Below are 22,730 nucleotides of genomic sequence, written 5' to 3'. Positions count from 1 at the left end.
GGCTCACGATCCCCTCGTCCGTAAAGACGGGCGAGCGTACCCATCCCACCTGAAACCTATGCGTCGCGCGGCCAAGTTTCTTCCCCTGACGGGCTGAAGTTTTGTTGATCGTGGGTCAGTCGGCCGCCCCGTCGCCCTACCCTTCAGAGGGTGAACCAATTGATGTCCCGAGAGTACGAGGCCGATGTCCCCGGGGGAGCGGTGCTCCCCGGCACCCTGCCCGACGCCCTGCGTGACGAGCTGATCGCGTTCCGGCGCGACCTGCACATGCACCCGGAACTCGGCAACCAGGAGTTCCGCACCACCGCGGCGCTCAAGGCACGCCTGGAGCAGGCGGGCCTCAGGCCCCGCGTGCTCGACATCGGGACCGGGCTCATCTGTGACATCGGTATCGACGACGAGAGCACCGGAACGGACGAGCGCGGCGGGGCGCTCGACGGCGCACAGGACGGTGTGGTGGACGGCGGACGCGGCATGCTCGCGCTGCGCGCCGACATCGACGCGCTGCCCATCCCGGACGCGAAGAGTGACTGCGCGTACCGCTCGACCGTGCCCGACCGCGCGCACGCCTGCGGCCACGACGTGCACACGACCGTCGTCCTCGGCGCCGGGCTCGTCCTCGCCGACCTGCACCGCCAGGGGCTGCTGCCCCATCCCGTACGGCTGATCTTCCAGCCCGCCGAGGAGGTGCTGCCCGGGGGAGCGCCCGACGCCATCGAGTCCGGTGTGCTGGACGGCGTGGGGCGGATCATCGGCGTGCACTGCGACCCGAAGGTCGACGCCGGGCGGATCGGACTGCGTCACGGTCCCATCACCTCGGCCTGCGACCGGCTGGAGATCGCGCTCGACGGCGCGGGCGGCCACACCGCGCGCCCCCACCTCACCACCGACCTCGTGACCGCCGCCGCGCGGGTCGTGACCGACGTGCCGTCGCTCGTCGCGCGGCGCGTGGACGCCCGCAGCGGCCTCGCGGTGACCTGGGGGCGGATCGAGTCGGGGCACGCCTGCAACGTCATCCCGCAGCACGCCGAGCTCTCCGGAACCGTGCGCTGCCTGGATCTGGAGGCGTGGCGGCAGGCGCCCGACCTGGTGCACGAGGCCATCGACGAGATCGCGAACCTCTACCGCGCCAAGTCCGAGATCAACTACATCCGGGGCGTCCCGCCGGTCGTCAACGACCCGGCGGTCACGGAACTCCTGCACGACGCCATGACCTCGCGGCGCGGCCCGTACTCCGTAGAGGACACCGAGCAGAGCCTCGGTGGCGAGGACTTCTCCTGGTACCTGGAGCACGTGCCCGGCGCCATGGCCCGCCTCGGAGTCCGTACGCCGGGCGAGCGCACCACCCGTGACCTGCACCGCGGCGACTTCGACGCGGACGAGTCGGCCATCACGGTCGGGGTCGAGCTCTTCACCGCGGCCGCTCTGCTGGACGCGATCCGCTAACCGGCGCGACGCCTGTGGGCCCGCCTTCGGTTCACCCGGGGCCCACAGGCCCTTTCACGCCAACTCCGCGCGAGCGCCACCGCGGACGCGCGGTGGCGCGTCCGGTCCGGACATCCGTACCCGCGTTCCGTCCGATGCCCCGATCGGTGCCCCTTCGTCCCCTTGCGTCACCCCGCCGTAACCGGCGACGCGTCCCCGTGACCCGGTGGCGGCACGGTTCGATAACGGCCAGGAGGAATTCCGTTCCCCTGCCCTTCTACGCGCGTTACTGTGCGCCGAAACCGCTGCGGTGCGGCGTGTTGGGGAAGCGGACCGGTGACGGCCGTGGGGATGAAGGGTGCTTGCTGTGCGTCTGATGTCTCGGAGGACCAGGTTCTCCCAAGCAGCGGTGGCCGTCTCGGTCATCGCCCTCGCGGCCGTGGGTTGCGGCAAGTCCAGCACCGACTCGTCCGGTGGTGGCGGTTCGGACAAGAGCTCGTCCGGCTACTCGGGCAAGGGCATAGGCCTCGCCTATGACATCGGCGGCAAGGGCGACCAGTCGTTCAACGACGCCGCCTTCGCCGGTTTCCAGAAGGCCGAGGCCGAGTTCAAGATCGGTGGCCGGGACATCGAACCGCAGGACGGCGAGTCCGACGCCGACAAGGTGCAGCGTCTGGAGCAGCTGGCCAAGTCCGGCTACAACCCGGTGATCGGCGTCGGCTTCGTCTACGCGCCGGCCATCAAGGAAGTCGCCGCCAAGTACCCGAAGACCACCTTCGGCATCATCGACGACGAGCAGGACAAGGCCGCCAACATCGCGGACCTGGTCTTCCACGAGGAGCAGTCCTCCTACCTCGCGGGTGTCGCCGCCGCGAAGGCCACGAAGAAGAACCACATCGGCTTCATCGGCGGCGTGGACATCCCGCTGATCCACAAGTTCGAGGCGGGCTTCGACCAGGGCGCCAAGTCGGTCAACCCGAACATCAAGATCGAGTCGCAGTACCTGACGCAGACGCCCCAGGAGGGTGGCTTCGCCAGCCCCGACAAGGGCAAGGACGCGGCGGCCGGCCAGATCGAGAAGGGCGCCGACGTGCTGTACCACGCGGCCGGCCTGTCCGGTCAGGGCGTGATCTCCCAGGCCGCCGCCAAGAAGGTGTGGGCCATCGGCGTCGACTCCGACCAGTACGCGCAGAGCTCCCTGTCCAAGTACAAGGACTGGATCCTCGGCTCGGCGCTGAAGAACGTCGGCGGCGCCGTGTACGACCTGGCCAAGTCCGTCGTGGACGGCAAGCCGCTGAGCGGCGTCGTCCGCGGTGACCTGAAGTCGGGCGGCGTGGGCTTCGCCGACTCCAACCCGAAGTACAAGGCCCTGCCGGACGTCGTCGCGGCGGTCGACAAGGCCAAGCAGGACATCATCGACGGCAAGGTCACGGTCAAGACGACCCCGTGAGCCGTGTCCGTGGTCGCTGACCACGGTCCGTCTCGAAGGAGCCCCCGGCCCGAGCGCGGCCCGGGGGCTCCTTCGCGCGTGCGGGACGTTCAGGGCGTGCGGGGAGTGCCGGGCGGGTCCGGGCACCCGGGGGTTCCCGTCCTCCGGCCCCGGTCACCGTCCCCGTCCTCCGGCCCCGGCAGGTCCCGCGACGCCCGCCACGCCCGCCGGGCATCCGGCTTCATCGCCGCGTGCGGAGCACCCGCCCGGACTTCACCGCTCCACCCGGGGGCGCGACGCCGTCCGCCGGTTCCGCCGGTCACGTCCGCGACGCTCGAGTCGGTCTCCACGGCCCCGGTGAGGGCTGTCACGCACTCGCAGGGGCTCCATGACCCGTGTCCACCGGCCTCTACAGGCCGCGAGCCGGCACGACCCGCACAGGGGCGCCCTGCACGGCAACGCGCCCCGCGCTTCCTCCCGCGCACACGCCGAAGCCCCCCACCCCACCGACCTCGTTCCGGCGGTTACCTCACGAAAAGGCCACCGCTGCGAAGAATCCTGGTGTGTATGCCGGTCTGGCGCACCGCGTCGGAGGGCCCGCGGCCGGCCCCGGAGACCCCACGGCTTTGCCGAGCGGACGCGTCCCACGTGTTCGGCAGCCGTTCGCCGAGGGTTCAAAACGGTCGCATAACACTCTGGCAAGGTGGGTTCTCTGCTATGTCTACGCGCGTTACGCTGCGGCGGAATCAGCGCCTGGTCTGGGCGCCTGCACAAAAGGAGTCACGTTCATGCGCCGGGTGTCCCGAATCGCGGTTGCGGGCGTTGCAACCGCATCCCTCGCCGTTGCTCTCTCCGCCTGTGGCGGCTCGTCCACCGATGCCTCCAGCGGCGGCTCGGCCAAGGGTAAGGGAATCGGTCTCGCGTACGACATCGGCGGCAAGGGCGACCAGTCGTTCAACGACGCCGCGTACGCCGGTTTCCAGAAGGCCGAGACGGACCTCAAGATCGGCGGCCGGGACATCGAGCCGCAGGACGGCGAGTCCGACGCCGACAAGGTGCAGCGCCTGGAGCAGCTGGCCAAGTCCGGCTACAACCCGGTGATCGGCGTCGGCTTCGTCTACGCCCCCGCGATCAAGGAAGTCGCCGCCAAGTACCCGAAGACCACCTTCGGCATCATCGACGACGAGCAGGACAAGGCCGCCAACGTCGCGGACCTGGTCTTCCACGAGGAGCAGGCCTCCTACCTGGCCGGCGTCGCCGCGGCGAAGGCCACGAAGAAGGACCACATCGGCTTCATCGGTGGCGTGGACGTCCCGCTGATCCACAAGTTCCAGGCTGGTTACGTCCAGGGCGCGAAGTCGGTCAAGCCGAACATCAAGATCGAGTCGCAGTACCTGACGCAGACCGCCCAGGAGGGTGGCTTCGCCAGCCCCGACAAGGGCAAGGACGCCGCCGAGGGCCAGATCGACGCGGGCGCCGACGTGCTGTACGCCGCCGCGGGCCTGTCCGGCCAGGGCGTCATCCAGTCCGCCGCCTCGCACAAGGTGTGGGCGATCGGCGTCGACTCCGACCAGTACAAGCAGGACGCGCTGGCCAAGTACAAGGACTACATCCTGACCTCGGCCACCAAGGACGTCGCGGGCGCGGTCTACAACCTCGCGAAGTCGGTCCAGGACGGCAAGCCCGCCACCGGCGTCGTCCGCGCCAGCCTCGCCACCGGCGGTGTCGGCCTCGCCGACTCGAACCCGGCGTTCAAGAACAACGCCGACCTGCAGGCCGCGCTGAAGAAGGCCGAGGCCGGTATCAAGGACGGCTCGATCAAGGTCAAGACCTCCTGACCCGAGTCCCGATCCCCGCCAGGTCACGACGTCATCACCAGGCGTCGAAACCATGGCCATGGCGACGCTGAAATGGCAGCGTTACGGCCACGGAACGGGGTGTGGGGAGGATGACTCCCCGCGCCCCGTTCGCGCGGCAGAATGCTCGGACCGCATCGGAACTGATCGAAAAAGATCAACTTCGGTCCGTCCGGGCACTATTTAAAGCAGGGGCGCTACGCGCGTAGATGGCCCCTTTTCCAAGGAGAGTGCGCCATCGACGCGTCCAGCAGCCCTCCCCTCACCGCGCAGTCGACCGCGGTCGAGCTGGCGGGGATCACCAAGCGGTTCCCGGGTGTGGTGGCCAACCACGACATCCATCTGAGTGTCCGCAAAGGCACGGTCCACGCCCTCGTCGGCGAGAACGGTGCCGGCAAGTCCACGCTGATGAAGATCCTCTACGGCATGCAGAAGCCGGACGAGGGCACCATCGCCGTCGACGGCGAGCAGGTCAGCTTCTCGTCGCCCGCCGACGCCATCACGCGCGGCATCGGCATGGTCCACCAGCACTTCATGCTCGCCGACAACCTCACCGTCCTGGAGAACGTCGTCCTGGGCAGCGAGAAGCTGTACGGCATCGGCGGCGGCGCCCGCCGGAAGATCAAGGAGATCTCGGACCGGTACGGGCTGAACGTCCGCCCGGACGTGCTCGTCGAGAGCCTCGGCGTCGCCGAGCGCCAGCGCGTCGAGATCCTGAAGGTCCTCTTCCGCGGCGCCCGCACCCTGATCCTGGACGAGCCGACCGCCGTACTCGTGCCCCAGGAGGTCGACGCACTCTTCGACAACCTGCGCGAGCTCAAGTCCGAGGGCCTGGCCGTCATCTTCATCTCGCACAAGCTGGGCGAGGTCCTGTCGGTCGCCGACGAGATCACGGTCATCCGGCGCGGGACGACGGTCGGCACCGCCGTGCCGGCCGAGACCACCCCCCGCCAGCTCGCCGAGATGATGGTCGGCAGCGAGCTGCCGACCCCGGAGACCGCCGAGTCGACCGTCACCGACAAGCCGGTGATCCAGGTCGAGGGCCTCACCGCCTACGCCGAGGGCGGCGCCTCCCTCGGCGAGCTCGCCGAGCCGACGGGCGCCGGTCTGGTCACGGGCGACAAGGCCGAGACCGCCGCCGCGGTGCGCCGCGTGCTGGACGACGTCACCTTCACCATCCACGCGGGCGAGGTCATGGGCATCGCCGGTGTCGAGGGCAACGGCCAGACCGAGCTCATCGACGCGCTGATCGGCCTCAAGCACGCCGACTCCGGCTCCGTCTCCTTCCTCGGCGAGGAGATCACCGGCTGGCCCACCCGCAAGCGCCGCGAGCAGGGCATCGGCTACATCCCCGAGGACCGCCACCGGCACGGCCTCCTGCTGGAGTCGCCGCTCTGGGAGAACCGCATCCTCGGCCATGTCACCGAGCGCCCGAACGCGAAGGGCGTCTGGCTCGACATCAAGGGCGCCCAGGCGGACACCCGGCGGATCGTCGAGGAGTACGACGTCCGTACCCCCGGCATCGACGTCACCGCCGCCTCGCTCTCCGGCGGCAACCAGCAGAAGCTGATCGTCGGCCGCGAGATGAGCCACAAGCCGCGCTTCCTGATCGCCGCCCACCCCACCCGCGGTGTGGACGTCGGCGCGCAGGCCGCGATCTGGGACCAGATCCGCGAGGCGCGCCGCGAAGGCCTGGCCGTACTGCTGATCTCGGCCGACCTGGACGAGCTGATCGGCCTGTCCGACACCCTGAGGGTGATCTACAACGGCAGGCTCGTGGCGGACGCCGACCCGGCGACCATCACCCCGGAGGAACTCGGCTCGGCCATGACCGGCGCCGCCTCCGGACACCTGGAGCACGTAGCGGAAAGCGCCGCCCCGGAGGACGAGGCCCGATGAAGAAGTTCGACAAGGAGCGCGTGCTCCTCGCGGTGGCCGGCCCGGTCATCGCGCTCGTCACGGCGATCGCGCTGACCTCGGTCGTGCTGCTCGCCTCGGGCAAGAGCGCGTTCGAGCCGTACTCCCTGATGCTGCAGCAGGCGACGTACTCCGACACCCAGGTACTGATCGTCAACCAGGCGTCGCTGTACTACATCGCCGCACTCGGCGTGGCCATCGGCTTCCGCATGAACCTGTTCAACATCGGTGTGGACGGCCAGTACCGCCTCGGCGCGATGATGACCGCGGTCGTCGGTGCCCACCTGGCACTGCCGTCCTTCCTGCAGATCCCCGTGCTGATGATCGTCGCCATGTGCACCGGCGCGTTCTGGGCCGGTATCGCGGGCGTCCTGAAGGTCACCCGCGGAGTGAGCGAGGTCGTCGCGACGATCATGCTCAACGCGATCGCCACCAGCCTCATCGGCTACCTCACCGCGGAGAACATCTGGGGTGTGCAGGTCGGCAACAACAACACGACCGGCGTCATGAAGAAGTCCGGCTGGTTCCCCGGCATCGACCTGGGCTCGAATGTCGGCGAGATCTACGGCATGGTCTTCCTCGCCGTCCTCCTGGGCGTCGTGTACTGGCTCGTCCTCAACCGCACCCGCTTCGGCTTCGACCTGCGCGCCACCGGCGCCTCCGAGGAGGCCGCCGCCGCCTCCGGCGTCGACGCCAAGCGCATGGTGCTCACCGCGATGCTGATCTCCGGCGCGGTCGCCGGCATCTCCGGGCTGCCGCTCCTCCTCGGCGACGCCCACACCTACAGCCTGAGCTTCCCCGCCGGCCTCGGCTTCACCGCCATCGGCATCGCGCTGCTCGGCCGCAACAACCCGGGCGGCATCGCCCTCGCCGCACTCCTGTGGGCCTTCCTCGACAAGGCGTCCCCGGCTCTCGACTACGCGACCCCGGTGGCGTACGAGAAGGAGATCGCCACGATCATGCAGGGCCTGATCGTCTTCGCGGTCGTCATCTCGTACGAGGCCGTCCGTGTCTGGGGCCTGCGCCGCCAGCAGAAGCGGGTCGGCGAGGAACTGGCCGCCGCGGCCGCCGCCAACAACAACTCCCCGAAGGAGGTGGCTGCCCGATGAGCACCGCGACCGCCGCCAAGCCGCAGGCGCAGCAGCCCGGCAAGGGCAGCCGCCGTATGTCCCTACCGGTACTCCTGCTCGTCATCGCGGGTGTCCTGATCCTGACCTCCGTCGTGCGTCTGATCACCGGCGCCGACGGCATCACCTCCACCGGACAGATGTCCACGGCGCTGCGGCTCGCGGTGCCGATCGGTCTCGCGGGTCTCGGCGGTCTGTGGGCCGAGCGCGCGGGCGTCGTCAACATCGGCCTCGAAGGCATGATGATCCTCGGCACCTGGTTCGGTGCCTGGGCGGGCTACCAGTGGGGCCCGTGGACCGGTGTCGCCTTCGGCATCATCGGCGGCTGCCTCGGCGGCATCCTGCACGCCATCGCCACCGTGACCTTCAACGTGAACCACATCGTCTCCGGTGTGGCCATCAACATCCTGGCGCTGGGCACCACCCGCTACCTCTCCAAGTTCACCTTCGAGAACGCGCCGCAGGGCTCCTCCAAGCAGTCCCCGCCGATCGACTCGCTCGGCACCTTCGACATCCCGGGGCTGTCCGACTGGCTGTCCACGCTCAACGGGAAGCACTGGTTCCTGGTCTCGGACATCGCCGGCCTGCTCGGCGGCCTGGTCACCGACCTCTCGCCGCTCACCCTGGTCGCGGTCGCCCTCGTCCCCGCCACCTGGTGGGTGCTGTGGCGCACGGCCTTCGGCCTGCGCCTGCGCTCCTGCGGCGAGAACCCGGTGGCCGCCGAGTCCCTGGGCGTCAACGTCTACAAGTACAAGTACATCGCCGTGATCATCTCGGGCGGCTTCGCCGGCCTCGGCGGCGCGTTCCTGTCCATCGTGGCGTCCAACGTCTACCTGGACGGTCAGACGGCCGGCCGCGGCTACATCGGTCTCGCCGCGATGATCTTCGGCAACTGGATGCCGGGCGGGCTCGCCCTCGGCGCGGGCCTGTTCGGCTACACCGACAGCCTCAACCTGCGCGGCGGCGGCACCAACGTGCACGCGCTGATCCTGCTGCTCGCGATCCTGCTGGTGTTCGCCGTGGCCTACCTGGCCTGGAAGAAGCGGGTGGTGCCGGCGGTCGCGACCGCCGCGGTCGCGGTGCTGATGTTCGTCTGGTACCTCGCCACCGACGTGGTCCCGCAGCAGTTCGTGAGCGCCACTCCGTACGTCGTGACCCTGCTCGTGCTCTCGCTGTCCGCGCAGCATCTGCGGATGCCGAAGGCGGACGGCATGCCGTACCGGAGAGGACAGGGCAAGTGACCTCCCCGCGGGGCGGAACCGCGGAGGCCGACTGGGAGGCTCTGCGGGAGCTCGCGCGGGACGCCATGTCCCGGGCCTACGCCCCCTACTCGGGGTTCCCGGTGGGCGCCGCGGCGCTCGTCGACGACGGCCGGACCGTCACCGGCTGCAACGTCGAGAACGCGTCGTACGGACTCGGGCTGTGCGCCGAGTGCGGTCTCGTCTCCCAGCTGCAGAACGGCGGGGGCGGCCGGCTGACGCACTTCACCTGCGTCGACGGGCGGGGCGAGATCCTCGTGCCGTGCGGGCGCTGCCGTCAGCTGCTGTACGAGTTCGGCGGCCCCGGCCTGCTCGTGGAGACGCCGGCCGGGATCCTGCCGCTCTCCGAGATGCTGCCTCAGGCCTTCGGGCCGGAGAATCTCACCAAGTAACGCCTCCACGGCCCCTCCCGACGATCGGACGACCGTCGGGAGGGGCCGTGGATGTTCGGAAGTCTTCGGAAGGAAAGTCATGGCCATGGACGCCGTCTCCGTCATCCGCACCAAGCGGGACCGCGGTGAACTCAGCGACCCGCAGATCGACTGGGTCATCGACGCGTACACCCGCGGCGAGGTCGCGGACTACCAGATGGCCGCCCTCAACATGGCGATCCTGCTCAACGGGATGAACCGCCGCGAGATCGCCCGCTGGACCGCCGCGATGATCGCGTCGGGCGAGCGCATGGAGTTCTCGTCGTTGTCCCGCCCGACCGCCGACAAGCACTCCACGGGCGGCGTCGGCGACAAGATCACGCTGCCGCTCGCCCCGCTGGTCGCGGCCTGCGGTGCCGCGGTGCCGCAGCTGTCCGGCCGCGGCCTCGGCCACACCGGCGGAACGCTCGACAAGCTGGAGTCGATCCCCGGCTGGCGGGCCCTGCTCTCCAACGAGGAGATGCTGCACGTCCTCGACACGACGGGCGCGGTGATCTGTGCGGCGGGTGACGGACTGGCCCCCGCCGACAAGAAGCTGTACGCCCTCCGTGATGTCACCGGCACGGTGGAGGCGATCCCGCTGATCGCGTCCTCGATCATGTCGAAGAAGATCGCCGAGGGTACGGGCTCGCTGGTGCTGGACGTGAAGGTGGGCACCGGCGCCTTCATGAAGACCATCGAGGACGCCCGCGAGCTGGCCTCCACGATGGTCGGCCTGGGTACCGACCACGGCGTGCGCACGGTCGCGCTGCTGACCGACATGTCGACTCCGCTGGGCCTGACGGCGGGCAACGCGCTCGAGGTGCGGGAGTCCGTCGAGGTGCTGGCCGGCGGCGGCCCCGCGGACGTCGTCGAGCTCACCGTCGCCCTGGCCCGCGAGATGCTGGACGCCGCGGGCGTGAAGGACGCGGACCCGGCGAAGGCACTCGCCGACGGTTCCGCGATGGACGTCTGGCGCCGCATGATCGCCGCGCAGGGCGGTGACCCGGACGCGGCGCTCCCCACCTCGCGCGAGCAGCACGTGGTGACGGCGGCGTCCTCGGGCGTGCTGACGCGGCTCGACGCGTACGACATCGGCATCGCCGCCTGGCGGCTGGGTGCGGGGCGTGCGCGCAAGGAGGACCCGGTGCAGGCCGCCGCCGGCGTCGAGCTGCACGCCAAGCCGGGGGACACCGTCACGGCGGGGCAGCCGCTGCTGACCCTTCACACCGACACGCCCGAGCGCTTCGCGTACGCGCTGGAGTCGGTCGAGGGGTCGTACGACATCGCTGCCGCGGGTACGGCGTTCGAGCCGACGCCTATCGTGCTGGACCGGATCGCCTGATTTCACGGGGCGGGTACGGGGAGGGGCCGGGCGCGGGGCGCCCGGCCCCTCTTCGTGTGCGTACGTCGTGGTGCGGGGCGGTGCGTCGGGTGCGGTGCAGGGCGGGGCGGTGCGGTGGGTGCCGGTGCGGTGCGGTGCGGTGCGGTGTGGTGCGGTGCGGGTGGTGGTGGTGGGGCGGGGGTGGGCCGGTACGTCGAGCCTGTCGCCTCTGGATCAGACGTGGGGTGCTCGGGGAGCCGCTGCTCGATCCGGGCGTAAGCGACGGGCTCGACGCACCGACCCGCCCCCTCGCGTGCATCGCCGGGTGCGGGAGGCGGCCGGCCCCTCGCGTGCATCGCCGGGGCGGGGGGCCTCGTGTCAGCCGAGTGTGGCTGCTATGACCACCAGGGCGGGGACGGACAGGATGGTCGACAGGAGGATCGACTCGCGGGCGAGGGTCTCGGCGACGCGGTACCGCGAGGCGTAGGTGAAGAGGTTCTGGGCCGCCGGCAGCGCCGAGGTGACGACGACGTCCAGCAGTGGTGCGCCGTGCAGGCCGAACACGCCCGCCGCCAGCGCCCAGGCCACCGCGGGCTGGCCCACCGCCTTCAGCGCTACGGACAGCAGGACCGGGTGCCGGTCCGCGCCGCGGCCGGGCAGTGTGCTGCCGCACAGCGAGATGCCGAACGCCAGCAGCACGGCGGGCACCGACATGTTGCCGATCAGGGTGAGCGGGTCCACGACCGGGCCCGGCACCCTCAGGCCGCTGGCCGACACGGCGACCCCGGCGAGCGAGCCGACCGCGATGGGGTTGCGCAGGGGGGTGACGAGCCGCAGCCACACGGAACCCTTCTCGCCGGGGCCCGAGAGGTCGAGGACCGTCAGTGCGATCGGGGTGACCACGATCTGCTGGAACAGCAGCACGGGGGCGACGAGCGAGGCGTCACCGAGGACGTAGACCGCGATCGGGATGCCGAGGTTGCCGGAGTTGACGTAGCTGGAGCACAGGGCGCCGATCGTCGTCCGGCCCACGCCCCAGCCGCGGACGGCGCCCACCGCGACGAAGACGCCCGCCGCCGCGGCCGTGCTCATCGCGGTGACCAGCAGCCGGCTGGAGAAGATCACCGACAGGTCGGCGCGGGCGAGCGTGGTGAACAGCAGCGCGGGGGAGGCGACATGGAAGGCGAGCTTGGTCAGCACCTCCCGGCCGTTCTCCCCGAGGTAGCCGCGGCGTCCGATCAGCCAGCCGACGCCGATGACGACGGCGATCACCGCGAACCCCGTCAACACCCCCTGCACGGCACCTCCTTGCGGGACGGGAGGCGGCCTGGCGGGCGGTCGGGCACGGGTTCGTGGGGCATACACCCAACCCTCCGGGGAAGGCCGGGCGACGGTCAATGTGATCCTCACGGCACACGGACATGCGCCGGCGTGCGAGGCCGGGCTCCGGGGGCCGATGAGTTAGGGTCCCCGGCTCGGTCTACTGACCGTGGACGCCATCACACCCGCCGTACTCGTGCTGCCCGGCCCCGTCACCCGCGACGAGGTGCCGCGGCTCTGCGCGGACGTGCGCGCGCGACTGGCGGCGACGGGCGGCGGAGTGGTCGTCTGTGACGTGGCCCGGCTCGGGCAGCCCGGGCTCGCCACCGTCGACGCCCTCGCCCGGATGGAACTCGCCGCCCGCCGGATGGGCGGACGCATACGCCTTCGCGGACCGGCCCCGCCGCTGCGGGCCCTCCTCGATCTAGTGGGCCTCCACTTCGAGCTGGAGGGGCAGTCCGAAGAGCGGGAACCAGCGCGCGGTGTCGAGGAAGCAGTGGAACCCGGTGATCCGGCCGTCTGAGATCTCCAGCGCCTGGATCGCCCAGGCGCTGAAGCCGCCCTTCTCCGGGTCCGGCTTGTAGTGGGCGAAGCCGGGCAGGCCGTTCACCGAGACCGGGAGCAGGCGTGAACCGGCGCAGGAGGCGCCGAGCGTCGTCATGAAGCCCGTGATGTCGCCGGGGCCGCGCAGCCACAGGTCGAACGGCGGCATCGTCATGATGGCGTCCTCGTGGAGCAGCGCGGTCAGGGCCGTCATGTCGTACCCCTCGAACGCGGCGACGTAGCGCTCCAGGAGCTTCTTCTGCTCCTCGTCGAGAGGGTCGGAGACGGCGCCCGGGTCGCTCTCCCGCTCCGCGAGGGTGGCGCGGGCGCGCTGCAGCGCGCTGTTGACGGAGGCGACCGTGGTGCCGAGCAGCTCGGCCACCTCGCTCGCCTTCCAGGCGAGGACCTCGCGCAGGATGAGCACGGCGCGCTGCTTGGGCGGCAGTTGCTGGAGGGCGGCCATGAAGGCGAGCCGCACCGACTCCTTGGCCACCGCCGCCTCGGCCGGGTCGCTGATGGCGGGCAGCACCCGGGCGTCGGGCACCGGCTCCAGCCAGGTGTTGTCCGGGCGCGGGGTGAGGGCCGCCTGGGCGAGCGGGGACGGGCCGGAGAGGTCCATGGGCCGGGCCCTTCTGTTGCCGGCGTTCAGCATGTCCAGGCACACGTTCGTGGCGATCCGGTACAGCCAGGAGCGTATCGACGAGCGGCCCTCGAACTTGTCGAAGCTCCGCCAGGCGCGGACCATGGTGTCCTGCACCGCGTCCTCCGCCTCGAAGGAGGAGCCGAGCATCCGGTAGCAGTAACCGGTCAGCTCGACCCGGTGCTTCTCCAGCCGGACGTCCAGGTCTGTCGTCGTCGCCGTGCCCTCGCTCATGGCCAACCCACCCCTGTGGCTGTTGCCGTCGTGCCGTCGCTTCGCTGCGCCGGCACCTCGGAAGCTACCGCAGCCCACTGACAATGGCCCGCGAAGTGGGGAAAGGTGCAGGTCGGAGGCGTCTTTACGGAGGGGCTTCCGGCGGGAGCGGGTCAGTGGGCGAGGACCGGCTCGCGGGCCGCCCGGGTCCGTGCCGCGTGCGTCCCGAAGAGGGTGATCGTCACGACGCCGAACACCGCGAGCAGGCCGAGCACCACCGTGCCGGCCCAGCCGCCGGCGTGGAAGGCGACGGCGCCGAGGGTGCTGCCGGCGCTGGAGCCGATGTAGTAGGCGGACTGGTAGAGGGCGGACGCCTGGGCCCGGCCCTCCTTGGCGGTGTGGCTCACCGACGAGGAGGCCACCGCGTGGCCCGCGAAGAAGCCCGCGGTGATCAGGACGAGGCCGAGCAGGACCAGTGGCAGGGAGTCGGCCAGCGAGAGGAGCAGCCCGGCGGTGGTGGTGCCGCCCGCCAGGTAGAGCGAGCCGCGCCGGCCCACCCGGTCGACCAGCCTGCCCGCGGTGGAAGCGGACACCGTACCGACCAGGTAGACGAGGAAGACCGAGCCGATGACGCCCTGGGGGAGCAAGAACGGCGCCTCGGTCAGGCGGTAGCCGATCACGGTGTAGACCCCGCCGAAGACCGTCATGAACAGCGCGCCGATCGCGTACAGCCGGCACAGCAGCGGGTTGGAGAGGTGGTCGCGGACCGTGCGGACCAGCGCCCGGGGGCGCGGCGAGCCCGGCGTGAAGTGGCGGGGCGCGGGCAGCAGCGACCGGAAGGCGACCGCGCAGGCCACCGCGATCACGCCGATCGTGGCGACGGCGATCCGCCAGCCCCACTCCTGCGCGACCCAGCCGGTGATGATCCGGCCGCTCATCCCGCCGACGCTGTTGCCCGCCACGAAGAGACCGATCGCCGTGATCAGCGCCTTGGGGCGGACCTCCTCCGCGAGGTAGGCGGTCGCCGACGCGGGCAGTCCCGCCAGTGCCGCGCCCTGCACCGCGCGCAGCGCCACCAGCGCGCCGATGGACGGTGCGAAGGGCACGAGCAGTCCGACCGCCACCGCGACCGCCAGCGACGCCGTCATCAACGTACGCCGTCCGTAGCGCTCCGAGAGCGCGCTCATCGGGATGACGAACAGGGCCAGTCCGCCCGTCGCGGCCGACACCGTCCAGCTCGCCCGGCTCGCGGTCACACCGAGGTCCGTGGAGATGAGCGGGAGGAGTGCCTGCGTGGAGTAGAGGAGCGCGAAGGTCGCGACACCGGCGAGGAAGAGGGCGAAGCTCATCCGGCGGTAGCCGGGACCGCCCGGTGCCAGTCGGGAGTCGGCGGAATCGGGGACGGAGGGCGCGGAGGCGTCCACGGCGGACGCCCCGGTACTGGCGGAAGGCATGCTTCGAAACTAAGGTCCCGCCATTCATCCGTCCAATGCATGGAATCGCCATAATCGTTCCCATGGCGCATCAGCAGAGGTCACAGGGGCACCTGTCACCGTCCAGTGACACAGAAGACATCGTCGCGGTCCTGGCCCCGAGGCTCGCGCACTTCGCCGGGGTGGCCCGCACCGAGCATGTGACGCGGGCGGCGCAGGAGATGCGGGTCCCGCAGTCGACCCTGTCGCGGGCCATGGTCCGGCTCGAACAGGACCTGGGCGTCGACCTGTTCGCGCGCCGCGGCCGGACGGTCTCCCTCACCCCCGCCGGGCGCGCGTTCCTCGCCTCCGTCGAGCGTGCCCTCGCCGAGATCGGGCGCGCCGCCGACGAGGTGCGGGCCGACGCCGACCCGGCCACCGGCAAGGTCGCCTTCGGCTTCCTGCACACGATGGGGTCGGAGACCGTGCCCGGCCTCATCCGCGCGTTCCGCGCCGACCACCCCGGAGTCCGTTTCAGTCTCGTCCAGAACTACGGCGAGGCGATGCTGGAGCGGCTGCGCTCGGGCGAACTGGACCTGTGCCTCACCTCGCCGGTGCCGGACGCGCCGGACCTGGTGGGCCGCCTCCTCGACGAGCAGAAGCTGCGGCTCGTGGTCCCGGCGGACCACCGGCTCGCCTCCCGCAGGCGGGTCCGGCTGGCCGAGGCCGCCGACGAGACCTTCGTGACCCTGGAGCCCGGTTACGGCATGCGGCGCCTGACGGACGACCTCTGCCGGGAGGCGGGATTCCGGCCGCGGATCGCCTTCGAGGGCGAGGAGGCCGAGACGCTGCGCGGGCTCGTCGCCGCCGGTCTGGGCGTCGCCCTGCTGCCCCCGCCGGCCGTGGCCCGCCCGGGAGTCGTCGAGCTGACGGTCACCGCTCCGCGCGCGGTCCGGGAGATCGGGGTGGCGTGGCTGGACGGCCACCCCGACACCCCGCCCGTGGCGGCCTTCAAGAAGTTCCTGCTGTCACGGCGGGGCCGGCTGCTCCCGGACCAGACGGGACCGTCCGCCTCCTGAACGAAGGCCCGGGGAGTTCCTGGAAGGAGGCAACGGGAGGGTCTCTCGCCGAGCTGAGGTGCCGGAGGGGCTCAGTGGCGCAGCGCCTTCCCGAAGCCCGAGGCGAGCGGCATCCGCAGCCCCAGCGGCGGGGGCGCCGCGAGCGCGTCCTCCAACGGGCGGGACAGGCCCCGTCCGAACAGCGCCCCCATCACGAAGTCCTCGGCCAGCGCGTGGACTTCGGCGCGGTGCTGGTGCAACGCATGCCCGTCGGAGTGGACTTCGAAGCGGCACACCTCACGGTTGGACTTCTTGGCGCGCGCCGCGAGCCGGAAGGACAGTTCCGGGTCGGTCCGCTCGTCGTTGGTGCCGTGCACGATGAGCACCCGCCGCCCGGTGAGCTGCTTCACCGGTTCGGGTGGTGCCGCCACATCGTCCTCGGGCAGCCAGGGTGCCAGCGCCAGCACGGAGTTGACGGCGGTGTGACCGGCCGCGCGCAGCGCCGCCCGGCCTCCCATGTCGACCCCGGCGAGGCAGACGGGGACGTCGCCGTACCTGCGTACGACCTCGTCCGCGGCCCAGGACGCGTCCCCCGCGAGATGGGCCTCGCCGCCGTTCCAGCCGCGGAAGCGGTAGTGCACGACATGGGCCGCCAGTCCCAGCGGTCGGCCCGCGCGCGTGAGGCGGCGGCCCAACGCGCGTACGGAGGCGGCCGCCCACATGGGGGAGGGTCTGCGGCCGGAGGTCTCGTCGCCGCCCGGGAGCAGCAGGACCACTCCGCTGACCGCGGTCGGCTCCGGGCCCAGTGCCCTCCCCAGCCGGGCGCTGCGCACCGGCGTCGCTTGCTGTGCCATGACAGAACAGTGTCAGAAGTGACGGTGTACGCCACCCGTCCGCCGGGTCACCGTTACATATCGACGGATCGGGACGCCGACGGATCTACGCGCGTAGGGGCTACAGTGCGCGAATGACGAGCCAGATCCGGAACACCCCGAGCTCGGAACAGATCCGCCGGGCGCCCAAGGTCCTGCTGCACGATCACCTCGACGGAGGCCTGCGCCCCGGGACGATCGTCGAACTCGCCCGCGAGACCGGCTACTCGGGGCTTCCCGAGACCGATCCCGGCAAGCTCGGCGTGTGGTTCAGGGAGGCCGCCGACTCCGGTTCCCTGGAGCGGTACCTGGAGACCTTCGCGCACACCTGTGCCGTCATGCAGACCCGTGAGGCGCTGGTGCGGGTGGCCCGCGAGTGCGCCGAGGACCTCGCCGAGGACGGGGTCGTCTACGCCGAGGTGCGCTACGCCCCCGAGCAGCACCTGGAGCGCGGCCTCACCCTCGAAGAGGTCGTGGAAGCGGTCAACGAGGGCTTCCGGGAGGGCGAGCGGCTGGCGCGGGAGAACGGTCACCGCATCCGGGTGGGCGCCCTGCTCACCGCGATGCGGCACGCGGCCCGTGCCCTGGAGATCGCCGAACTGGCCAACGCCTACCGGGATCTCGGGGTCGTCGGCTTCGACATCGCGGGGGCCGAGGCCGGCTTCCCGCCCACCCGGCACCTGGACGCCTTCGAGTACCTCAAGCGCGAGAACAACCACTTCACCATCCACGCGGGCGAGGCCTTCGGGCTGCCGTCCATCTGGCAGGCGCTCCAGTGGTGCGGCGCCGACCGGCTCGGTCACGGGGTCCGGATCATCGACGACATCGAGGTCGCGCAGGACGGCTCCGTGACGCTGGGGCGCCTCGCGTCGTACGTCCGCGACAAGCGGATCCCGTTGGAGCTGTGCCCCAGCTCCAACCTGCAGACGGGTGCCGCCGACTCCTACGCCGAGCACCCGATCGGGCTGCTGCGACGGCTGCACTTCCGGGCCACGGTGAACACGGACAACCGGCTCATGTCCGGGACGAGCATGAGCCGCGAATTCGAGCACCTTGTCGACGCGTTCGGTTATTCACTCGACGATCTGCAGTGGTTCTCGGTCAATGCTATGAAGTCAGCATTCATTCCTTTCGATGAACGACTCGCGATGATCAATGACGTGATCAAGCCCGGATATGCGGAATTGAAGTCCGAATGGCTGTTCCAGCAGACCGCTTCCACCAGCGGATACGCGGAGAACCAGGTCTGACCGGTGCGACGGGGGACGGTCGGGCCTTCACGTGTTCTCCATGACTCGACCGATGGTCGATGTTTGCGGAGTGCCGCTTCGCGTGTTTACGGTTTTGGACCGCTCACCTCCCCGTCACACGGATCCAAGGACGCATTCCATATGAAGCAGTCTGCTGCCAAGACCCTCGGTGTCGCCGCTCTCGGTGCCGCTTTCGCCGCCGTCGGCGCGGGCGCCGCGAACGCCGCACCGGCCGCGCCGGACGCCTCGTCGGCGCTGGACACGGTCACCCAGGCGCTGCCCGCCCAGAACGTGGCCGGCATGCTGCCGGGCGCGGGCCAGGCGCTGGCCCAGGGGCAGAGCGCGCTCGGTGCGGGTCTGACGGCCGCCCAGCCTGCCGCCGCGAACGTGCTCGCGAGCGGTCCGACCGCGCCGGTGGCCGGTCTGCTCGGCGGTCTGCCGCTGCAGGGTCTGCCGACGCACGGCCTGCCGCTGAACGGTCTGCCGATCGGCTGACGCACGGCGTCCGGGCCCCGGCCCGCACACGTGACAACGCCGGTGGGGCGCACCCGAGTCGGGTGCGCCCCACCGGCGCGCCGTGCCGCACGGCGAGCCTCGTCGCCGGCGGCTGCGTGGCTACCAGGCGGTGCGGACCTTGTCCTCGGACGGGAACAGGATCCACAGCGCTATGTAGAGCAGGAACTGCGGGCCGGGCAGCAGACAGGACAGGACGAACAGGACGCGCATCGTCGTCGCGGAGGTGCCGAAGCGCCGTGCCAGCGCTGCGCACACTCCGCCGATCACGCGGCCGTCGGTGGGGCGGGCAAGGGCGCTCATGGGGACTCCTTCGTGAACCGTGGCTGAGTCTGTGCCGGAGGTCCGGCCTCGATGTCTTCAACGCTACGGTGACGAAGCGGACGAAGCGTCGCTCTACGGTGCGATGCCGACCCTGGGAATCGTCGGGGTCCGACCCTGAGCGGTGTCCTCCCGTGGGAGGGCCGCGCGGCGCCGGTTCTCGGCCCGGCGGCGGAGACCCGCCCGGGCGGCGGGCACGACCGCGGCGTGGGCCAGCGCCACCCCGACGGTGTTGAGCAGCAGCGAGTCGATGTCCACGACCTGCCCGGGAACCCCGGTCTGCAGCAGTTCGATGCCCAGCGAGAGCAGGGCGCCGGCGGCGACCGTGCGGACCAGGGACCCGAGGGGGGAGGCGGACAGCCGGCCGCCCGCCATCGGGAGCAGCACACCGAGCGGGGCGAGCAGCCCCAGCCCCGCGCCGATGCGGCGGGCGGCCAGGGCGGGGCTCAGCGCGAGATCGGCCCTGATGCCGGCGAACGGGCGCAGGTTCGCGGGGCTCACCCAGGGGACGTCCAGCGGGCGCAGCGTGATCCAGGCGACGAGCGCGAGGTGCGCGACGAGGAGGAGACCTCCTGCCGCACGGACGCGGATCACGGCGCTGCCGCCGCCTTGGCCTTGACGTTGCACGCATCCCAAGACGCGGCGGCCGGTCGGATCGGTTCCGGCTCGGCGGCGGGCTCGGCGCGCGGAGGTGAGGCGTGCGCCATACGAGCGGGTCGCCCGGTGCGCCGCGGCGGCCGGGACGCGCCCCGGCGCACCGGTCAGGCGCCGTCGACGACCGTGGACGGCGGCGCCTTCGTGCCGGGATCGGAGCGGACGTCCGACGTGCACTGGTAGCGGCGCAGCGGAGCCGTGTCGGGGCCGCCGAGGATCACCGAGCCGTCGTCCTCCGCCGCCGCGGAGTCGGAGAAGGTGCAGACGATCTGGGCCAGGGCCGCCGGGGTCAGCTCCCGGGGCGGGGCGCTCAGCCGGAGGGCGTCCTCGGGTTCCTTGGGACCCCGCAGGCGGGGGCCGCTCACGGTCATGCCGCCGCGTACGTCCGTCGTGTACCCCGCCTGCTGTTCGGGAGTGGCGGGCGCCTCGGCGAGCTGGTCGAGGAGCCCCTGCGCCACCAGTACGCGCCGCGCGCTCTCCGTCGCGCCGTCGGGCAGCCGCACGGACCGGTCGACCGTCACCAGTTGCCCGGAGCACAGCAGGAACACCTGGACCGGGATGCCGCGGGAGGCCTGGGCGGAGACGTCGGGGCCGGACAGGGTGCACGGGACCCGGGAGGGCGCCGGGCCGAAGTCCGTGGGGACCTGGGTGGAGCGGATGCCACATCCCGCGAGCAGCAGCGCGAGGAGCGGGACGGCCGGCCACCGGCGCGCTCCCCGACGTCGTGCGGTCGTCATCCTGCGCTGCCCTCCGTGCCGTTCGCGCTCCCGGTCCGGGCCCGCTCGCGCTCGTCGTCGGCGAGCAGTTCCGAGGCGTCCTGCGGGAGCCGGAGCGTGAAGACGGCGCCGCCCTCGGGGGCGTTCGCGGCGGTGATCTCGCCGCCGTGGATGTGCGCGTTCTCCAGGGCGATCGACAGCCCCAGGCCGCTGCCCTCGGAGCGCGGGCGGGACGCGCTCGCCTTGTAGAAGCGGTCGAAGACGTGCGGCAGGACGTCCTCGGGGATGCCCGGTCCGTGGTCCTGGACCTCGATCAGCAGGTCGTCCGCCTCCTCCCGGACCGAGACCCGTACCGGACTGCCGCCGTGCTTGAGGGCGTTGCCGATCAGGTTGGCCAGGATCACGTCCAGGCGGCGCGGGTCGAGGCGCGCCATGATGCCGCGTTCGGCGTCCAGGTCCACGGCGTCCAGCCAGGCGCGGGCGTCGATGCAGGCGGTGATCTGGTCGGCGATGTCCACGTCGTCCAGGACGAGCCGGGCGGTGCCCGCGTCGAAGCGGGTGACCTCCATGAGGTTCTCGACCAGGTCGTTCAGCCGGCGGGTCTCACTGACGACCAGACGCACGGCGGGCTCGATCATCGGATCGACGCTGCCGGTCTCCGCGTCCAGCTCCTCCTCCAGGATCTCCGTCACGGCGGTGATCGCGGTCAGCGGCGTACGGAGTTCGTGGGACATGTCCGCCACGAACCGGCGGGACGCCTCGTCACGGGCGCTCATGTCCTCGACACGCTTTTCGAGCGCCTCCGCAGTGTGGTTGAACGTCCTTGACAGATCGGCGAGTTCGTCGGTGCCCGACACGCGCAGCCGGGTGTCGAGCTTGCCCTCGCCGAGGCGGCGGGCGGCGATGCCGAGACGGTGCACCGGCTTGAGGACGGTCGTCGCGGCGGCCTGGGCGAGCAGTGCCGAGCCGACCAGGGCGAGACCGGTGGCGATGCCGAGCGACCAGGCGAGCGAGTTGAGGTCCTTGGCCTCCGGCTCCAGCGACTTGAGCATGTATCCGGTCGTGGTCCCGCCGATCACCCGCGCGCCGGCCACCAGGTACGGCTTGTCGTGGTCGGTGACGCGCTGCCAGTACAGGTGGTAGGCCGCCTTGTTGTTCGAGGAGAGCGACTGTTCCTTGCCGACCGCCTTCTGGAGCGATGCGGGCACGTCCTCCAGGGTGAAGGTGTCCAGTTCCGAATTGCCCATCACGGTACGGCCGGTGCTGTCCCGGGCCACCAGCAGCACGCTGAAGCGCTGGCTGCTGTTCGCCATCTGCCCAGCGGCGCGCTGCAGTTCGTCCTGCGCCGGACGCACCGGCAGCAGGCTCGCGTGGTTGCGCATCTCCTGCTGGAAGTCGCGCAGCACCGCGTCCTGGGTGCGCGTCAGCACGGCCTCACGGTTGAGCCAGTACGCGATGCCGGACGCGGACACGGCGGCGGTGAGCGCGACCAGTCCGAACACGACGACCAGCCGCAGCCGCAGACTGGTGAAGCGCAGACCCGCGAGGATCGCGCGGCGCGCCGCGGCCCAGCCGCGGAGCGCGTCCTGCGGTGGGGTCACTGAGGGTTGTCCAGCCGGTAGCCGACGCCGCGGACGGTACGGATGAGCGTGGGGGAGGACGGGACGTCCTCGACCTTCGCGCGCAGCCGCTGCACACACGCGTCCACCAGACGCGAGTCGCCCAGGTAGTCGTGCTCCCAGACCAGCCGCAGCAACTGCTGGCGGGACAGCGCCTGTCCGGGACGGCGGCTCAGCTCCAGCAGCAGCCGCAGCTCGGTGGGCGTCAGCTGCAGGTCCTCGCCGTTCTTGGTGACCGTCATCGCCGCCCGGTCGATGACGAGCGAGCCGAACGTCGCCGAGTCGTTGGCCTCGCGCTCACCGCGCCGCAGCACCGCCCTGATCCGGGCGTCGAGCACCCGCCCCTGCACCGGCTTGACGACATAGTCGTCGGCGCCGGACTCCAGCCCGACCACCACGTCGATGTCGTCGCTGCGCGCGGTCAGCAGAATGATGGGCAACTGGTCCGTGCGCCGGATGCGCCGGCACACCTCGAACCCGTCGATGCCGGGCAGCATCACATCCAGCACGATCAGGTCCGGCCGCTGCTCACGCAGCAGCTTCAGACCGTCCTCGCCGGTGGCAGCGGTGGCCACACGGTGTCCCTGGCGCGTCAAAGAGAGCTCCAGGGCCGTACGGATGGCGTCGTCGTCCTCGATCAGCAACAGGGAAGGCACAGACGTCATTCTGGCCCATGGTGAGGGGGTCTTTCGACAGTTGGAGCGCTCCCACCCATCTCTCGCACAGAAGGGACGCATCGGAGGCCGTCCGGGCGGCCCCTACCGCTCTTCTCCGTGATCGCGCCGTGACGCGCCCGGGAGGGACCCCTGTGACAGGTCTGTGACAGTCGGCGGACACGGCCATGAAGTGGCC

Annotated in this window: 21 protein-coding genes; 12 read left to right on the top strand and 9 right to left on the bottom strand. The window is 71.2% G+C overall.

What is annotated here, in order from left to right:
• The first annotated feature begins 162 nt into the window (after positions 1-162).
• The 8 genes from OG776_RS17765 to OG776_RS17730 all read left to right on the top strand — a co-directional run bounded on the left by OG776_RS17765 (position 163) and on the right by OG776_RS17730 (position 10,768).
• Positions 163-1,446, top strand: a complete 1,284-nt coding sequence (locus OG776_RS17765) for an amidohydrolase (RefSeq protein ID WP_148010158.1) — start codon at positions 163-165, stop codon at positions 1,444-1,446.
• Between the two features lie 355 nt (positions 1,447-1,801).
• Entirely contained in the window at positions 1,802-2,875 is a 1,074-nt protein-coding gene (locus OG776_RS17760; RefSeq protein ID WP_329321583.1) for a BMP family lipoprotein, read from the top strand.
• A gap of 767 nt (positions 2,876-3,642) precedes the next feature.
• Positions 3,643-4,692, top strand: coding sequence for a BMP family lipoprotein (locus OG776_RS17755; protein WP_148010159.1), 1,050 nt, complete (start codon positions 3,643-3,645; stop codon positions 4,690-4,692).
• Positions 4,693-4,947: 255 nt separating this feature from the next.
• On the top strand, positions 4,948-6,609 hold the full coding sequence (locus OG776_RS17750; RefSeq protein WP_148010160.1) for an ABC transporter ATP-binding protein: 1,662 nt from the start codon (positions 4,948-4,950) through the stop codon (positions 6,607-6,609).
• A complete protein-coding gene (locus OG776_RS17745) occupies positions 6,606-7,736 on the top strand; it encodes an ABC transporter permease (protein WP_148010161.1) in 1,131 nt (376 codons plus the stop codon). Before OG776_RS17750 ends, OG776_RS17745 begins: the two co-directional genes overlap by 4 nt.
• Complete coding sequence (locus OG776_RS17740; protein WP_148010162.1) at positions 7,733-8,995, top strand: ABC transporter permease; 1,263 nt, start codon at positions 7,733-7,735, stop codon at positions 8,993-8,995. The genes OG776_RS17745 and OG776_RS17740 overlap by 4 nt, the downstream gene beginning before the upstream one ends.
• Positions 8,992-9,405, top strand: coding sequence for a cytidine deaminase (locus OG776_RS17735; RefSeq protein ID WP_148010163.1), 414 nt, complete (start codon positions 8,992-8,994; stop codon positions 9,403-9,405). The genes OG776_RS17740 and OG776_RS17735 overlap by 4 nt, the downstream gene beginning before the upstream one ends.
• 79 nt (positions 9,406-9,484) lie before the next feature.
• Positions 9,485-10,768 carry a thymidine phosphorylase gene (locus OG776_RS17730; protein ID WP_148010164.1) on the top strand — a complete coding sequence of 428 codons (1,284 nt, stop codon included), beginning with the start codon at positions 9,485-9,487 and terminating at the stop codon, positions 10,766-10,768.
• 357 nt (positions 10,769-11,125) lie between these two features.
• Here OG776_RS17730 and OG776_RS17725 read toward each other — a convergent pair whose 3' ends face one another.
• Positions 11,126-12,046, bottom strand: a complete 921-nt coding sequence (locus OG776_RS17725; RefSeq protein WP_148010870.1) for an AEC family transporter — start codon at positions 12,044-12,046, stop codon at positions 11,126-11,128.
• A 190-nt stretch (positions 12,047-12,236) separates the two neighbouring features.
• Here OG776_RS17725 and OG776_RS17720 point away from each other — a divergent pair, with 190 nt between their 5' ends.
• Positions 12,237-12,590: an STAS domain-containing protein gene (locus OG776_RS17720; protein WP_148010869.1), complete on the top strand. Its 354-nt coding sequence runs from the start codon at positions 12,237-12,239 to the stop codon at positions 12,588-12,590.
• On the opposite strand, the gene OG776_RS17715 is transcribed toward OG776_RS17720, so the two are convergent.
• Both OG776_RS17715 and OG776_RS17710 read right to left on the bottom strand, forming a co-directional pair.
• On the bottom strand, positions 12,492-13,484 hold the full coding sequence (locus tag OG776_RS17715) for a sigma-70 family RNA polymerase sigma factor (RefSeq protein ID WP_148010868.1): 993 nt from the start codon (positions 13,482-13,484) through the stop codon (positions 12,492-12,494). The genes OG776_RS17720 and OG776_RS17715 overlap by 99 nt on opposite strands.
• A gap of 152 nt (positions 13,485-13,636) precedes the next feature.
• A complete protein-coding gene (locus tag OG776_RS17710) occupies positions 13,637-14,917 on the bottom strand; it encodes an MFS transporter (protein ID WP_329321577.1) in 1,281 nt (426 codons plus the stop codon).
• A 62-nt stretch (positions 14,918-14,979) separates the two neighbouring features.
• Between OG776_RS17710 and OG776_RS17705 the strand changes: the two genes are divergently transcribed.
• The gene (locus OG776_RS17705; RefSeq protein WP_148010866.1) at positions 14,980-15,954 is read left to right on the top strand and encodes a LysR family transcriptional regulator; all 975 of its coding nucleotides are present in this window, start codon (positions 14,980-14,982) and stop codon (positions 15,952-15,954) included.
• Between the two features lie 71 nt (positions 15,955-16,025).
• Here OG776_RS17705 and OG776_RS17700 read toward each other — a convergent pair whose 3' ends face one another.
• A complete protein-coding gene (locus tag OG776_RS17700; RefSeq protein ID WP_148010865.1) occupies positions 16,026-16,787 on the bottom strand; it encodes an alpha/beta hydrolase in 762 nt (253 codons plus the stop codon).
• 113 nt (positions 16,788-16,900) lie between these two features.
• On the opposite strand from OG776_RS17700, the gene OG776_RS17695 reads away from it, so the two are divergent.
• Together OG776_RS17695 and OG776_RS17690 are read left to right on the top strand one after the other, a co-directional pair.
• On the top strand, positions 16,901-18,055 hold the full coding sequence (locus OG776_RS17695; protein ID WP_329321575.1) for an adenosine deaminase: 1,155 nt from the start codon (positions 16,901-16,903) through the stop codon (positions 18,053-18,055).
• A 141-nt stretch (positions 18,056-18,196) separates the two neighbouring features.
• Entirely contained in the window at positions 18,197-18,550 is a 354-nt protein-coding gene (locus OG776_RS17690; RefSeq protein WP_148010863.1) for an ATP-binding protein, read from the top strand.
• 120 nt (positions 18,551-18,670) lie between these two features.
• Here OG776_RS17690 and OG776_RS17685 read toward each other — a convergent pair whose 3' ends face one another.
• The 5 genes from OG776_RS17685 to afsQ1 all read right to left on the bottom strand — a co-directional run bounded on the left by OG776_RS17685 (position 18,671) and on the right by afsQ1 (position 22,534).
• Positions 18,671-18,871, bottom strand: coding sequence for a PspC domain-containing protein (locus tag OG776_RS17685; RefSeq protein ID WP_148010862.1), 201 nt, complete (start codon positions 18,869-18,871; stop codon positions 18,671-18,673).
• Between the two features lie 93 nt (positions 18,872-18,964).
• The gene (locus tag OG776_RS17680) at positions 18,965-19,516 is read right to left on the bottom strand and encodes a VanZ family protein (protein ID WP_148010861.1); all 552 of its coding nucleotides are present in this window, start codon (positions 19,514-19,516) and stop codon (positions 18,965-18,967) included.
• 134 nt (positions 19,517-19,650) lie between these two features.
• On the bottom strand, positions 19,651-20,280 hold the full coding sequence (locus tag OG776_RS17675; RefSeq protein WP_148010860.1) for a hypothetical protein: 630 nt from the start codon (positions 20,278-20,280) through the stop codon (positions 19,651-19,653).
• Positions 20,277-21,860 carry a sensor histidine kinase gene (locus tag OG776_RS17670; RefSeq protein WP_148010859.1) on the bottom strand — a complete coding sequence of 528 codons (1,584 nt, stop codon included), beginning with the start codon at positions 21,858-21,860 and terminating at the stop codon, positions 20,277-20,279. Before OG776_RS17670 ends, OG776_RS17675 begins: the two co-directional genes overlap by 4 nt.
• On the bottom strand, positions 21,857-22,534 hold the full coding sequence (gene afsQ1, locus OG776_RS17665) for a two-component system response regulator AfsQ1 (protein WP_099505496.1): 678 nt from the start codon (positions 22,532-22,534) through the stop codon (positions 21,857-21,859). Before afsQ1 ends, OG776_RS17670 begins: the two co-directional genes overlap by 4 nt.
• Between the last annotated feature and the right edge of the window lie 196 nt (positions 22,535-22,730).

Origin of the sequence: Streptomyces sp. NBC_01689 (assembly GCF_036250675.1) — a bacterium.
Classification (GTDB): Bacteria; Actinomycetota; Actinomycetes; order Streptomycetales; family Streptomycetaceae; genus Streptomyces.
The sequence above is the reverse complement of the archived record's forward strand: the minus strand, read 5'-3'. Positions and strand labels throughout refer to the sequence as shown.